This is a genomic window from Mucilaginibacter sp. P1_D10 (assembly GCF_056406215.1).
This window is the reverse complement of record NZ_JBFUAP010000006.1, coordinates 330008-345436: the sequence shown is the minus strand read 5'-3', so window position 1 is coordinate 345436 and position 15429 is coordinate 330008. Positions and strand designations below refer to the sequence as shown.

Annotated in this window: 8 protein-coding genes; 3 read left to right on the top strand and 5 right to left on the bottom strand. The window is 48.3% G+C overall.

Features of this window, described 5'->3' with window-relative positions; genetic code table 11:
* Nucleotides 1-42: 42 nt before the first annotated feature.
* Both AC1DYT_RS12050 and AC1DYT_RS12045 read right to left on the bottom strand, forming a co-directional pair.
* Nucleotides 43-1290: a sensor histidine kinase gene (locus tag AC1DYT_RS12050; RefSeq protein WP_477469853.1), complete on the bottom strand. Its 1248-nt coding sequence runs from the start codon at nucleotides 1288-1290 to the stop codon at nucleotides 43-45.
* Nucleotides 1287-1964 carry a response regulator transcription factor gene (locus AC1DYT_RS12045; protein ID WP_477469852.1) on the bottom strand — a complete coding sequence of 226 codons (678 nt, stop codon included), beginning with the start codon at nucleotides 1962-1964 and terminating at the stop codon, nucleotides 1287-1289. The genes AC1DYT_RS12050 and AC1DYT_RS12045 overlap by 4 nt, the downstream gene beginning before the upstream one ends.
* A gap of 205 nt (nucleotides 1965-2169) precedes the next feature.
* On the opposite strand from AC1DYT_RS12045, the gene AC1DYT_RS12040 reads away from it, so the two are divergent.
* Nucleotides 2170-6339 carry a two-component regulator propeller domain-containing protein gene (locus AC1DYT_RS12040; RefSeq protein WP_477469851.1) on the top strand — a complete coding sequence of 1390 codons (4170 nt, stop codon included), beginning with the start codon at nucleotides 2170-2172 and terminating at the stop codon, nucleotides 6337-6339.
* A gap of 707 nt (nucleotides 6340-7046) precedes the next feature.
* Here the strand turns inward: AC1DYT_RS12040 and AC1DYT_RS12035 are convergent.
* From AC1DYT_RS12035 to AC1DYT_RS12025, 3 genes are all read right to left on the bottom strand, one after another.
* Nucleotides 7047-8093, bottom strand: coding sequence for a glycosyltransferase family 4 protein (locus tag AC1DYT_RS12035; RefSeq protein ID WP_477469850.1), 1047 nt, complete (start codon nucleotides 8091-8093; stop codon nucleotides 7047-7049).
* Nucleotides 8053-10329: a glycosyltransferase family 4 protein gene (locus AC1DYT_RS12030; RefSeq protein WP_477469849.1), complete on the bottom strand. Its 2277-nt coding sequence runs from the start codon at nucleotides 10327-10329 to the stop codon at nucleotides 8053-8055. Before AC1DYT_RS12030 ends, AC1DYT_RS12035 begins: the two co-directional genes overlap by 41 nt.
* A 395-nt stretch (nucleotides 10330-10724) precedes the next feature.
* A complete protein-coding gene (locus AC1DYT_RS12025; RefSeq protein WP_477469848.1) occupies nucleotides 10725-11918 on the bottom strand; it encodes an aspartate aminotransferase family protein in 1194 nt (397 codons plus the stop codon).
* A gap of 428 nt (nucleotides 11919-12346) precedes the next feature.
* Here AC1DYT_RS12025 and AC1DYT_RS12020 point away from each other — a divergent pair, with 428 nt between their 5' ends.
* Together AC1DYT_RS12020 and AC1DYT_RS12015 are read left to right on the top strand one after the other, a co-directional pair.
* The gene (locus tag AC1DYT_RS12020) at nucleotides 12347-14521 is read left to right on the top strand and encodes a carbohydrate binding family 9 domain-containing protein (protein ID WP_477469847.1); all 2175 of its coding nucleotides are present in this window, start codon (nucleotides 12347-12349) and stop codon (nucleotides 14519-14521) included.
* Between the two features lie 415 nt (nucleotides 14522-14936).
* A complete protein-coding gene (locus AC1DYT_RS12015; protein ID WP_477469846.1) occupies nucleotides 14937-15422 on the top strand; it encodes a hypothetical protein in 486 nt (161 codons plus the stop codon).
* The last annotated feature ends 7 nt before the right edge of the window (nucleotides 15423-15429 follow it).

Genomic DNA, 15429 nt, shown 5'->3' with positions numbered 1-15429 from the left:
GTAGAGGAAGGGCGATGGCTTTCAACCTCATCGCTATAATTATCAAAACCGTACCGAAAATACATGCCTTTCGTTAACAAGGTTGTATTGCAAGGTAAAGCCGTAGTTGTCGCATATTTGCTTGCAAATAGTGAGGCCCAGCCCAATACCCTCAGAATCTGTTGATTTATGGAACCTTTTGAGCACCTCGGTAATATCGAAGGTGTTTTTGCCGGTATTGGCAACGGTTATTTGCCGCTCCTGTAAGGTAATATCGATTTCGCCGCCGGGGTAATTGTGCCTGATGGCGTTGCTTATTAGATTATTCAGTAGTACCTCCATCAGCAGCTTGCTGGTTTTTAATTGTTTGTCCTCCAGGTTGGTTATCAGGCTAATATTCTTGCCGTGGATAAGATCCTCCTGCTGGTAAAGGCTTTCTTCTATGATAGCTTTGATATCTACCTGCTCATCGGCACCAATTACGCCGTTCTCAATTTTGGCCAGCAGCAGCATCGATTTATTAAGCCGGGTAAGCCGTGCCACGGTGCCGTAGATATCGTTGAGCAGTTTGCTTTGCTTATCGGTGTACGCATCGGTTTGCAGCAGGGTATCCAGCTTGGAGTTGATAACCGAGATGGGTGTCATCAACTCGTGCGAGGCGTTCTCGGTAAAGGCTTTCAGGTTTTGGTAATCGTGCTTTACGCGGCCGGCCATGGCGGTCACGGCCTGGTCCAACTCATTAAACTCGTCAATGCCCGATGGTGTGTTGTTTGCCGTCACCGTATCGGCTACGTTGAAACCTTTAAGCTGGGCCAACACGCGGTAAAATGGCTGCCAGATGCTTTTGAGGATGAACCGGTTTAGCGCTGTAAGCATCACCAGCAGCACGAAAATTACTACGATAGTTATTTGGAAGATGATTTTGATGAGGTATTCCGTTTCTACCTTTGATTGGGTTACCAGTATGCGGTAGTTTTGGCCCTTTACTTTCACCATACTGATGAGCGCGCGGCCCGCCTCCAATTCGTTCTCATCAATTTCTTTATAAACGGTGTCTACAAAACGCCTCTCAACCCGTTGGTTGCCCAGCAGCTTAAAGGTAATTTGCTGATGGTTAGATTCGTACACCTCTGGCAGGGCCTGGTTCAGACTTACGTAATTGAAAACCTCCTGCTCTTCCAGCTCCAGGTCTTTATCTATCCGGTTGGTTAAGATATGGCTGATGGCGTAGTAGTAAATAATGCCGGTTACCAGCATGGTGGCTATGGTAACGGCAATGTTTACGCGGTTGTATTTGTTCAGCAGTTTCATGCGCCGGCAAATTTGTAACCCATGCCATAGGCGGCTTGTATATAATCGTTGCCGCCGGCCTCTACCAGTTTTTTGCGGATGTTTTTGATGTGCGAGTAAATAAAGTCGAAGTTATCGGCCACGTCGATATTGTCGCCCCAAAGATGCTCTGCAATGGCGTTTTTTGATACTACTTTGCCTTTGTTGGCGATGAAGTACAGCAGCAGGGAATATTCCTTCCGGGTGAATTTTATCGGCTGCCCGTGTACGGTAACGGTTTTGGCAGCAAGGTCTATGCCTATCTCGTTGTACTTAAGCAGGTTGTCGCCGTTAAAGGTTTTGCGCCGTACGATAGCCGCCACGCGCGATTTCAGTTCAGACAGGTGGAAGGGTTTGGTGAGGTAGTCGTCGGCACCTAAATCCAGCCCGGTGAGGCGGTCGTCCAGGGAGTTTTTGGCCGATATGATGAGGATGCCGTCGTTATGCCGGTTATCCTTAAGATGCTTAACGATGTCGAGGCCGTTTCCATTGGGGAGGGTGAGGTCTAAAATAACGCAATCGTAGCGGTAAACGCTCACCTTGGCCAAGGCCGCTGCAAAGTCGGCCGCGGTTTCGCAAATGCTGTCGGCACCTGTAAAATAGGCTTCTATGCTATCGCGCAGGCCTGCCTCATCTTCTACTATCAAAATCTTCACAGCATAAAGTTAAGCGTAAAATTTGGAGAAATGCTGTGTTGCCGTCTATGGAAGGGTGGCTTGTGTTAATGTACTGATAATCTGATTTATGGTGCGTTTTTTAAAAAATATATCCTTGCCATTAGTGTTCTTGTGACAATTAATCTTTAATTTTATCTACGGTAAATACCCCCCGAAGCGTTACCATTGCCAATTATAATTTACGATGAGATTAAAGCTATACGTGTTTTGTGTACTGTGTATTTTATTGCAGCAGGGTGCATTTGCTCAAAAGAATAATTACGAATTCTCGCGCCTGGATATTACCAACGGATTATCTGATAACCAGGTAAACTGCATTTTTAAGGATAGCAAGGGTTTCGTTTGGTTTGGCACTACATCCGGCCTTAACCGTTACGACGGCTCCAAATTCAAGGTTTTTAAGCGGGATAACAAAAACCCCAATTCCCTTTCCGAAAATCACGTGGTGCGGATAGAGCAGGGCCCCGACGATAAGATGTGGGTGTTTACCCATAACAATATCAGTGTGTATGACCCTCATACCGAAAAAATCACCAACAATATTGCCGCAGAGGCAGCCCGGTACAAGGTACCCACCAACCAGATAACACATGTGCGTGCAGATGCGGATGGCCGGTTTTGGTTCGTTACCAACCGCGCGGGCCTGTATTGCTACAACCCGGCAACCAAATCAACATTGTTTTACAGCACGCTATCCAACTCGGCGGCCATATTGCATTCCAATTATGTGATGGACGTATTGCCCACCAAACAAAACTCCGTTTGGCTGCTGTATAACGATGCCGTGTTGGAAGAGTTCAACACCAGCAGCAACAAGGTTACCCGTAGCTTTGATGGTTTTGCCAAAGCCATAGATGCCAGGCCGCGCAACTATACCCTGATGATGGATAACCGCAGCAACCTGTGGATAAGCTCGGATGCTGCGTCCATCGGTGCTTTTTGCTACAACACGGTTACCAGTACTTTAACGCATTATAGCAGGGATACCCGGCAGGCCAGGTTAAACTCCAATGTGATAAACAGCATAGTGCAGGCCGATGACGGCAAGATATGGCTCGGCAGCGACCATGGCGGCCTCAACATCATCGACCCGAAAACCAACACGGTAAACTATGTAATGAGCAAACCCGACGATGCAAAATCCCTCAGTGGCAACAGCCTGAATCTCTATAAAGATAACAGCGGCATTATTTGGGCAGGCACCTTTAAGCAAGGCCTAAACTATTACCATAGCGGCATTATGCAATTCCCGCTATACAAGCACTCTAACAGCGATTCTAAGAGTATGCCCTACGAGGACATCAACAGCTTTGCAGAAGACGCTAAAGGCAACCTGTGGATAGGCACCAACAGCAACGGGCTGGTGTATTTTAACCGCACAGCAAATACTTACACCAGTTACAGGCATAACCCGGCCGACGCTAACAGCCTGGCCAACGATGTTATTGTGAGGCTGTATATCGACCGTAATAGTAAGCTGTGGATAGGCACCTATTTCGGCGGACTTGATTGCTACGACGGTAGCAAGTTTACCCATTACCGCCATAACGAAAAAGACCCCACCAGCATCACCGACGACCGCGTTTACAGTATCATAGAAGATTATAAAGGCGAAATGTGGGTGGGCACCTTCCAGGGAGGCTTCAACGTTTTCGACCCGAAAACCAACTCTTTCAAACACCCCAAATACCCCATGCAGTCCGAGTACACTGCCTTTGTTTACGAGGACCGCGACCGCAACAAATGGATAGGCCGTGATAAAGGAGTTGACGTGATAGAATACAAAACCAACAAGGTGCGCCACTACGCCGCGCAGCCCAAAAATGCTAACAGCCTGGTGGGTAACGATGTTAACGCCATTACCCAAGACAAACGCGGGCTGATATGGATAGGCACCAAAGACGGCCTGAGCATACTGGATACCAAAACCAATAACTTTCTCAATATAGAAGAGGGCGTAAACCTGCCTGCCAACAACATAAGCAATATCATCGAAGATAAGCAGGGCAAGATGTGGGTAAGCACCACCAATGGCCTGGCCAAGATAGAGCTGAGCCTGGTTGACGGCAAATACAAGTTTCGCCTTAATAATTATAACGAGCTGGATGGCTTGCAGGGCCGCGCATTCAACCTGTACTCGGCCATGCGGCTGAAAAGTGGCGAACTGGTTTTTGGTGGGATAAACGGCTTCAATATCTTCGACCCGAACATTGTCAACACCTTTAAGCCTAAGCCGAGGCTCATCTTTACCGATCTGCACGTGTTCAACAAAAACGTAACCGTTGGCGATACCGTAAATGGCGGCGTGGTGCTTACCAGGGCCCTATCCGAAACCAAGGAGATTACCCTTGCCCACAGCCAAAACGTATTCGATATTGAGTTTGCCGCCTGCGATTACTTTAACCCCGATAAGGTGAAATTCGAGTATAAGCTGGAGGGTTTCGATAAAAATTGGATAACCGCTACAGATGGCAACCGCAAGGCAACTTACACCAATCTGGATGGTGCCGACTATGTATTTAAAGTGCGCACGCAAAACGCTGTAAGCGGCGATGATACCATATCGCTCAATATCACGGTGAAGCCGCCGTTCTTCAAATCGCCGCTGGCTTATGTAGGTTATTTTGTGGTTTTGATAGGTAGCTTGCTGCTGATACGCCGCCGTGGCATTCAAAAAATAAAACAGCAGTTCGATGCCCGCCAGGTTAAGATGGAGGCCGAGCGCAAGATAGCCCAGGAGCGCGAAGAGGCACGCCGCATGCATCAGCTGGATCTGATGAAGATCAAATTCTTCACCAACGTAAGCCATGAGTTCCGCACGCCGCTGTCGCTTATCCTCTCGCCGATAGACAGCCTCATTAAAACAGCCGAGAAACCCGACCAGCAAAACCAACTGGTCACCATCAAGCGCAACGGCAAGCGACTGCTTAACCTGGTAAACCAGCTGCTCGATTTCCGTAAGATGGAGTACAACGAGTTGAAGCTAAGTCTGAAGAAAGGTGATATCATCCAGTTCATCAACGAGGTGTGCGGTTCGTTTAAGGATGTAGCCAGCCAAAAGCAGATACAGTTTCTGGTGGAGAGCGAAGTTTGCGCCTACGTTACCGATTTCGACCATGATAAGATAGAACGTATCCTGTTCAACCTGCTCTCCAACGCCTTTAAGTTTACGCCATCGGGCGGGCACATCAGCGTATTGCTTAGCCTGGCAAGCCCCGATGAAGCCAGGCCGATACAAACCATGCTGGAAATAAAGGTGATAGATACCGGCATTGGCATAGCCAAAGAAAATCAGGAGCGAATTTTCGAGCGCTTCTTCCAGGATGACCTGCCCGAGAACCTGCTAAACCAAGGCAGCGGCATAGGTCTATCCATAACCCGCGAATTCGTGAAAATGCAGGGCGGTACCATACAACTGGAAAGCGAACCTGACTACGGTAGCTGCTTTACTATCAACCTGCCTATTGGCGTAAAATGCGAGGAAGTGCAGCCGGTGGTAGAGGTGCAACCAGAGGAAGCGGTACCTGCCATGCTGAAGGACCCGGAACCGACCGGCCCCGGTTCGGCACGCAAGCCTACTATTTTATTGGTAGAGGATAACGATGACCTGCGCTTTTACCTGAAAGATAACCTGAAGAACAGCTTCCACATTGTAGAAGCTGTGAACGGTAAGGATGGCTGGCAAAAGGCCCTGGCCATGCACCCTAAGCTGATTGTAAGCGACATCAGCATGCCCGAGATGAACGGCATCGAATTGTGCAAAAAGATAAAGGCTGATAGCCGCACCGCCGAGATACCCGTATTGTTGCTGACGGCCCTCGGCACCGAGCAGGACCAGTTGGCCGGCCTGGATAGCGGTGCTAACGACTACATCATAAAACCGTTCAACTTCGAGATACTGCTGAGCAAAATACACAACTCGCTGCGCATGCAGCAAACCTTCAAGAAAACCTATCAGAAACAGATAGAGGTAAAGGCCAACGATATCAGCGTGGTATCTGAGGATGATAAATTCCTGAAGGCTGCCTTCGCGTACATCGAGCTGAATATCACTAACCTTAATTTTTCGGTAGAAGAACTGGCGCGGCACCTTAACTTAAGCAGGGTATCGCTTTACAAAAAGCTGCTCACCCTTACAGGCAAAACCCCGGTTGATTGTATCCGTACCATCCGTCTGAAACGCGCGGTGCAACTGCTGGAAAAAAGCAAGCTAAGCATTGCCAATGTGGCATACGAGGTAGGTTTCAACAATGCCGCCTACTTTGCCAAGGTGTTCCGCGAGGAGTACGGCATACTGCCATCAGAGTATATTACAGAGCTGAAAAACAAGGAAAAGGAAAACGAAATGGTGTAAGTTCCATAGATACTGCCGCGGGCTTCCAGCCCGTGGTACGCACAAGTCAGCTTTCAGCTGACGCAAGCTGGAAGCTTGCTCGATGCCCGCCACGATATACGCTGCGCTAATCCCGCGGCAGCGATAGTTTTTTTATTGACGTTGCCGCAGGGTCTCTCGATAGAGGACCCTGCGCCGTAGGACAGGTCGCCAACATGCATCACCGAGAAAATGCATCACGATGCGAGCCGGAATGTCCTGCTTCCGCAGGGTCCTCTATTGAGTTTAAGTTAACCCATAAAAACACTGCACTTAAAAAGATCTCGCCACTGCATACTGAATATCATAAAACGTTCCGATGGAACGTAAAAATGGACGGTTTACATATTTCTACCCATAAGCCGTCCCGAAGGGACGAAGATGGTAAATGCGTATCCCTTCGGGATACCTTATCGGTAGAAAAAAGAAAGATATAAAAGCGCGTTCCATAGGAACGCTTTATGGGTTCTGACGATTTGATAGATGGCTTGAAGATTTTGTGGGTTAACTTAAATCTATTGAGAGACCCTGCGGCGACAAAAGGGCTAACTATTTTACTCCATTGCTGCCGCGGGCTTTCAGCCCGTGGTGTGCACAAGGTCAGCTTTCAGCTGACGCAAGCTGGAAGCTTTCACAATGCCCGCCACGAGATATGCTGCGCTCGCGCGGCAGCGAAGAGTTTAACTATGTTACCCCAATATCTGCTGATACAACTTAAAGTAATCCGCCGCCATCTTCTCTGCCGAAAATTGCGAAGCGGCCCAATCGCAGCAGCGTTGCCTGCTGATGCTGTTTAATTTCTCTACCGCGTCAACCGCTTCTTCAACCGTATCAACTAAAAAGCCGGTACGTTCGTGTTGTATCAGCTCAGGCATCGATCCTTTGTTGAACGCGATTACCGGTGTACCGCAAAGCATGGCCTCGGCTACGCTCATGCCAAAGGGTTCAGCAAAATTGATGGGGTGCAACAGGGCTGCGGCTTTGCCTAAAAGCTCGTTGCGCTTCTCCGGACCGGCATGGCCAATGTATTGTATCTGCTCATCCAGGTATGGCTCAACTTTTTCTTTCCAGTAATTTTCATCCTGTATAATGCCGGCAATCAGCAGTTTTTTTTTCGCTTTTTTTGCTATCTGTATCGCCTCGGCTGCGCCTTTATCATGATGGATTCGGCCAAAGTATAGCAGATAATCCTCCGGCACTTCGGTAAAGGTAAAGTCTTCCGTATTCAGCCCGTTATACACAGTGGCAATGTATTCCAGTTCGGCGCTGCGGTCGGCATTGCTGATGGATACGTAATGCCCCTTTGCATTGTATTTTTTATAAACCGGTATAATACGTGGCGACGAAAAGCCATGTATAGTAGTAATCACCGGCGTTTTTATCAGCCCGCTATAGCTAAGCGGCAAAAAATCGAAGTTATTGTGTATGATGTCGAACTTATCCGCCTTTTCCATCAGGTTACTGATGTGCAGGCACTCCAGCACCTTGGCATCCTGGGTGCGGTCTTCCTCGTAACCACGTTCGCAAATAGCTTCCAGTTCGCCTGCGGTGACAGAATCGCCGGTGGCGAAAAGGGTTACCTCTACGCCCAGCTTTATCAGGCCTTCGGCAATGTTAGATGCTACTTGTTCCCATGGCCCGTAGTGCCTCGGCGGCGTGCGCCAGGCAACGGGTGCTAATATGGCGGCCCTCAACTTAACAAACTTTGATATGTTCTTCCATTTTGTTGTACTCATATTCCAACTCGAATGCTCTCAGCACAGTTAAATGGGAGATGAGGTAAGCCAGCGTACTTTCGGCACCCTGGTTGCGGTTGATGCCGGTTGGCAGCAAGCCGTCGCAGCAGCCCTTGGTTTCGTGATCGTACAATGGGGCACGCAGCGTGTTTTCGCCCAGGAACCATTTATAGCTCAGGAACATTTTTTCGATGTATTGCGGCTTGCGGAAAATCTGGTAAGCCTGGAAATGCATCAGCACCATGGCCATAGTTTCTATAGCCTGCTGATCGAACGCAGGGAACTTGCCGCCGCGGTGATACCAGCCATCGTTACCCACCGGGCTAAGGTACCCGTTAGATAGCGTCAGCTTATCCAGGAACGCCATGGTGGTTAGCGCGATTTTCTTGGCTTTCTCGTCGCCGGTTATTTCGCAGCTGTGCAGTAAAGCTAAAGGTAATATGGCGTTATCGTAGGTCATGCTTTCTTCAAACCACTCCCAATCGTCGCTGCGGGTGTTGTCGTAGGCATCTATTAAAGGCTGGGTCATACGTTTTAATTCGCTTACCATACCCTCGTCGGTAGGGAAGGCCTGCAGGTAAAGGCTTATGCCGATAATGGTGTTGGCCATCCCGCGCAGGTATCGCAGTGCTTTAAAATGAGGATAAGAACGGTGGAACAGTTCCAGCGCAAACTCCCGATACGAATTGCTGGCTGCACAATTGATCAAATGGCCCAATGCCCAAATGGTGCGGCCAAAGGAGTCTTCGGTACCCACTTCATCCAGATACCGCCTGTCGAAACTCAAAAAGTTACGGAAGTTGCCATCCTCGGTTTGCATGTAGTGGATGTAACTTAGATAGATAGGCAGCAACTTAAAGGCCTCCTGGCTGCCGTTGCGCTGGTAGGCCATCAGGGCCATAATCAGCGCGCGGGCGTTATCATCTACGCAATAGCCTTCTTTTAAATTCGGGATGCCATATTTTGCATGCTGAACGATACCGGTATCATCGGTTAAACGCTGTACATGCTGTAAACTGAATTTTGGCAATACTTCCGGGTCTACAATGCTGTTCTTTAGTATCTTATCGCTGAAATCGTGTTTGGCCGCTGCTTCTTGCGCTACCCTGATAAATTCAGCACCTGTAACCGGCCAGCGCAGGTGCAGGCCGTATTCGTAGGCATTTTCTTTTAATTCGTTTAACAGGGCATCATCATCCAATAACTCATTAACGGTTTCGGCCAGTGCATCGGCGTTCTTAAAATCGAACAAACGGCCACGGTCGTTAGCCAGCAACTCGGTAGCGTGCCAGTAGGGGGTAGATACCACCGCAGCACCTGCACCAACAGCGTAAGATAATGTGCCGCTGGTTATTTGCGCCTCGTTCAAATATGGCGTTACGTAAACTTCGCAGGCGGTAAGGTAATCTATCAGTTCGTCCTCGGCAACAAATTTATTGATGAAGGAAAGATGTTGAGAAACTTTTAATTGTGCTGCCAGGCTTTTCAGATGGTCGCGGTATTCTTCTCCCGAGTGTTTTACCACGCCGGGGTGGGTGTTGCCCAGTATCACATACATCACATCAGGATGTTTGGCTACAATTTTCGGTAAAGCCTTTATAACGGTTTCTAAACCTTTGTTGCGGCTTATTAACCCAAAAGTGAGCATTACACGTTTGTTTTTAAAAGGCGTAAGGCTTTTAACCGGGTTCACTTCGGGCGCTTCCAAATCGGGTACGCCATGTTCTATAATTTGTATTTTTTCTACCGGGATATCGTAAATATTAACCAAAAATTCTACCGCCCGTTTGCTCATCACGATGATTTTTGACGATTGCTCGGCAATTTCGCGGATAATGATGCGCTGTACGTAGCTGGGGTCTTTTAAGATGGTGTGGAGAATAGATATCAGCGGTTTCTCCAGCCGGTTGATGAGCGGCAGGATGTAGATGCCGCTTTCGCCGCCGTAGATGCCGAATTCGTGCTCCAATATAACGGCATCAACTGCGCTGGTATTGATATAATTTGCTGCGCGGATATAATCCTTTTGGTGGTTTTGGCGGATAACGTATTTTACGTCCTCGGGGTATTCGTATTCCTGCAGGTTTTCAGAATCGTTAAGTGCCACCACGAAACCGCCCTCGAGCAAAGTTTTCCTTTTAGGAAAATTGGCATTGATGGCGTGCATCAGGTTCTGGTTAAAGGTAGCTATACCGCATTCGCGGGGCGGATAGGTAGATATATAAGCGATTTTCATAGTAGATGTTTGGTGCCGATAAATGTTGTTTTTGAGATACTATTGCGCCCTCTTGACCAAAAAAACATGCATCGTGACCTTTTAAAAGGTATTTATGCGGGTAAAAAGCAATATTTATATGGGCACACCCCATAGTGCATAAACTATACCAATTAACTCGTAATAAAATTGAGTAACCGCGTTTTTACACAGGAATTATAGTATTAATTAAAATTGGAGGGTGGGTTGGCGAGTTTAACCACAAAGAACACAGAGACTTGCAGGATGTATGATCACAAAGGGCACAAAGATTTTTTGGAAAGGTAAGACTGAAAAACACCCGGTAAAAAACTATAAAAGCTTTGTGCTACTTTGTGTTTCCCCTCTTTGCGTTCTTTGTGGTTAAAAAACGAATATTATGCAGGCGAATAAAACTCAATAGCCTCCATAATCACCGCACAAGCATGAAGTATCTGCGCTTCGGTAATGATTAATGGTGGCGCAATACGCATAGAGTTGCTGCAGTGGAGGAACCAGTCGGTTATGATACCATTTTCTATACAGCGGTCGATTATTTTTTTGTTCAGTTCGAAGCTTTCGAATTCGGCGGCCAGCATAAGGCCTTTGCCGCGGATGGCTTTGATGGCGGGGTGAGTAAGCTGCGCGCGGATAAGGGTCTCTTTAGCTGCTACGCCGTCTATCAGTTTATCTTCTAAAAGCACTTCCAATGCTGCCAATCCCGCAGCGCAGCACACGGGGTGCCCGCCAAAGGTGGTAATGTGGCCAAGTATGGGGTTCTCTTTAAATGCCGCCATCACCTCTCCCGAAGCTACGAAAGCCCCTACGGGCATACCGCCACCAAGTGCTTTGGCCAGCAGTAAAATATCCGGCACAATGCCGAAATGCTCAAAGGCGAAGAGCTTGCCCGTGCGACCGAAGGCAGCCTGTATTTCATCCAATATCAGCAGGGCACCCACTTGGGTACAACGGGTGCGGAGGGCCTGCATGTAGGCTGCCCCGGGCACGCGGATGCCCGCCTCGCCCTGTATGGTTTCTACGATTACACAGGCGGTTTCGGTAGTGATATATTGTAAGTCATCCGTCTTGTTGAATCGTATGAAATTTACGCCCGGCAATAGCGGGCGGTAAGCCTGCTTGAATTCTTCGTTACCCATTACGCTGAGCGCGCCATGGGTGCTGCCATGGTACGAGTTGTGCATGGCCGCTATTTGTTGCCGCCCGGTAAAGCGTTTGGCGAGTTTCAGCGCACCCTCAACCGCTTCGCTGCCAGAGTTGGTAAAGTAAACCGAGTTGAGTCCGTCGGGCAAAACAGCAACCAGCTTTTCGGCAAAGCGCACCTGCGGGGTTTGCACGTATTCGCCGTACACCATCAGGTGCATGTATTTATCGGCCTGATCCTTTATGGCATCAATAACCCGCGCATTGCCATGCCCCAGGTTGCTTACGCCGATGCCCGAGATAAGATCGGTAAAGGGTTTGCCATCCTTATCGTACAAATAAACGCCCTGCGCACGCTCAAACTCCAGTAACAACGGGAAGTGGGTGGTTTGGGCGTTGTTATTCAAAAACAGCTGGCGAAGGGTAAGCATGGGGCAAAGGTAATAATATATTGTTTTGGGGTGGGATGGCGTTGTACTGGGTGGTCTGTTTTTTTCTTGCCGGCGGCAGGGGCGGAGCAAGGGTTTCGCAGTCTTTACCACCATCGGTAGAAATAGAATTCCCTGAAAAATCCACTCGATTTATCGAGAAAAACTATACGCTGTTTTGTTAGTCATTTCGTGAGGAAAAAATCAAAAGAAAGTCCCTAAAAAATGTGCATTGTGGTAAAAACACGGAGATTTTCGACAGTGTTTTGTGGCGTTTTTACTTGGCATCGAGAAAAATCGCTGCGCCTGATTTTCCGGTTATGGCTCATCGTAACAAATGTGTTTAAATAACACAATGCCATCGTATTATCGGATAATATGTATATTATTGCTACTCGTTCCCAAGTATTCTAACCATTAGCTTACACCCATTGTCGACAGGAAAACTCACCTTACTGCTGCTTTGCTTGTGCCTGCCTGGCCTTGCCGCCTTTGCCCAAAAAAAGAACGCCGCTTACCGCTACCATATCAAACGGGCATCGGGTCCCATAAAAATCGATGGCGTGGTAGATGAAGCCGACTGGCAGCGCGCCGACTCGGCCAGCAACTTCTACCTCGTTTTACCTATGGATACCAGCTATGCCAAGGTGCTGACTACGGTAAAGATGACCTATGATAATGATAATCTGTACGTTGTGGCCATCTGCTACGGCGGCCTGCCGGGCCAAAATATGGTAGAATCGCTTAAGCGCGACTTCAGCTTCGGTAAGAACGATAACTTTTTGCTGTTTATGGATCCCTTCGATGCTCGTACCGATGGCTTCAGCTTCGGCGCAAACGCGGCCGGCGCACAGTGGGATGGCACCATGTACGAAGGCGGCAAGGTAGATTTGAGCTGGGATAACAAATGGTATTCGGTAGTGAAGAACTATCCCGACAGGTACGTGTGGGAGGCTGCTATCCCTTTCAAAAGCATCCGCTATAAAAAAGGCATCCGCGAGTGGGGCATCAACTTCAGCCGTAACGACCTTAAATCTACCGAAAAATCGAGCTGGGCACCTGTGCCAAGGCAGTTCCCAACGGCATCGCTTGCCTACACCGGTACGCTGGTTTGGGACGAAGAACCACCCGTAGCCAGCAGCAATGTATCTATCATACCCTACGTTTTGGGCGGCGTTAGTAAAGACTATCAGAACAAAACAGGTACCAGTTGGCGCAAGGATATTGGCGGCGACGTAAAGATTGGGCTCACTTCCTCCCTCAACCTGGATATGACAGTAAACCCCGATTTTTCGCAGGTTGATGTGGATCAGCAGGTGATAAACCTCAACCGCTACGAACTTTTCTTCCCCGAAAAACGGCAGTTCTTTTTAGAGAACGGCGATTTGTTCTCCAACTTCGGCTATGCCGATATCCGGCCTTTCTTTTCGCGCAGGGTGGGGTTGAATGCGCCTATCCGTTTCGGCACCAGGCTTACCGGTAAAATAAATAAAGACTGGCGCGTAGGCGTAATGGATGTACAAACCGGCCAAACGGATATCAACAACCTACCCGGCCAAAACTTTGGCGTCGTTACGCTGCAAAGGAGGGTTTTCTCGCGCTCCAACATCGGTATCATGTTTATTAATAAGGATGCTACCGGCAGCGCGCCAGTTGCCGGCAATACTACGCCCGCCTATAACCGTAATGTGGGGGTAGAATACAACCTGGCATCCTCCAATAACCTATGGACGGGTAAACTATTGGGCCTGAAATCGTTCAGCTCCGGTGTCAAAGGACACGATTACGTACAGGCCGCACACCTGCAATACCTCAGTAAATACTGGACATTATACCTACAGCAGCAATACGTAGGCAGCAATTACAACGCCGAAGTAGGCTACGTGCCTCGCCGGGGATATAATAAGCTTAGTCCGCTATTGCTGCATAACTTTTTCCCAAAGAATGGCTCGGTGCTGATACACAGCCTGCAGCTATCCTCTAACTATTTTTTCGACGAGCACTTCAAGAGAACCGACAACGAAAGCATCTTCAGCTATATCATCACCTTCCGCAACCGTAGCCAGCTCTGGTTTTCGGGGGTAGATACCTACGTAAAGCTACTGCGCCCCTACGATCCCACCAACATTGGCAAAGGCAACCTTCCCATCGGTTTCGAGAGCCACTGGAACACTGCCGACGTGCAATACATCTCCAAGCCACAGAGCGTATTTACCTATGTGTTCGAGGCGGCATACGGCGGCTACTATGACGATGGCACTAAGCTTACCCTCAGCAGCCAATTGGGCTACCGCTTTCAGCCATATGTAAATATAGCCGTGACAGCCTCTTATAACGATTTGCGCCTGCCACAGCCCTATGGCCGCAACAGTTTCTGGCTCATTGGTCCGCGTACCGATGTTACATTCACCAATAACCTGTACTTTACCACCTTTGTGCAGTACAATGAACAGGCGCGTAACATGAATATCAACACCCGCCTGCAATGGCGCTACAAGCCGGCTTCGGATTTGTTTATCGTGTATGGCGATAACTCTATCCCCTCGCCCTTTATGGTTAAAAACAGGCAGTTGACCGTTAAATGGACCTATTGGTGGAATATATAGAGCTAGGTTGAGGAAGAGGTTGCATCATAAATCGGGCAAGTTGATATTATAACATCCTTGTGGTTTTGTTGTGGCAGCAAACAAACGCCAGAAGCTTTCATTAAGTGTTCACGCAGCGCAGTGTGAACGCCGTGAACACTAGCAATATGCTATTAATCAGGTATTTGCAAATTTAAAAATGGTGTCAAAATAGTGTCACCACCTATGTAGTTGCTGGGTGCTATATTTGCTTAAAAAACCATTGCATCTAATATCACTCTATGCTTATCGGGCAACATGGGTTTTGCTACAGTCTCCGGTTGCAAATACATGATGCAAATCCGATTTGCAGATTTGACCTGTTCTACGGCATACGCAAAATATTGCGTCTCTACGGTGAAAATCAGGTATATTTAGACGACTAATCTCTAAACCCGTGAGCAAAGAACAAACCATAGACCTGCTGAAATTTATGGAACCCTTTAAGCCCGAAACCATCGAACTGGCTTTATGGCTGCGCGATTTTGCATGGGATCTGTTCCCCGATACCAACGAACTGGTTTACGATGCTTACAACGCCGTGGCGTTTGGCTGGTCGCCAACGGAGAAGCTGGGGCAGGTATTTTGCAACGTGGCTATATGGCGCACTAACCAAAATGTGATATTCGGTTTCAACTGGGGCAGCGAACTGGAGGACCCTCAAAAGATGCTGGTAGGCAACGGCAAGCAGTTCCGCTACATCAAAGTTGCCAGTAAGGACGATTTCCCCAAAGAATATATGTATAAGCTGATGGCCGATGCCTACATCAACTCCCTGGCCAAAGTGAAGAACCCAAAAGACATCATCCAGGGGTTTACCACCACCAAATCGGTTTCGCCGGTGAAAAGGGAGTTGAAGGGGAATGTGGTGAAGAAAAAGTAATGCGACG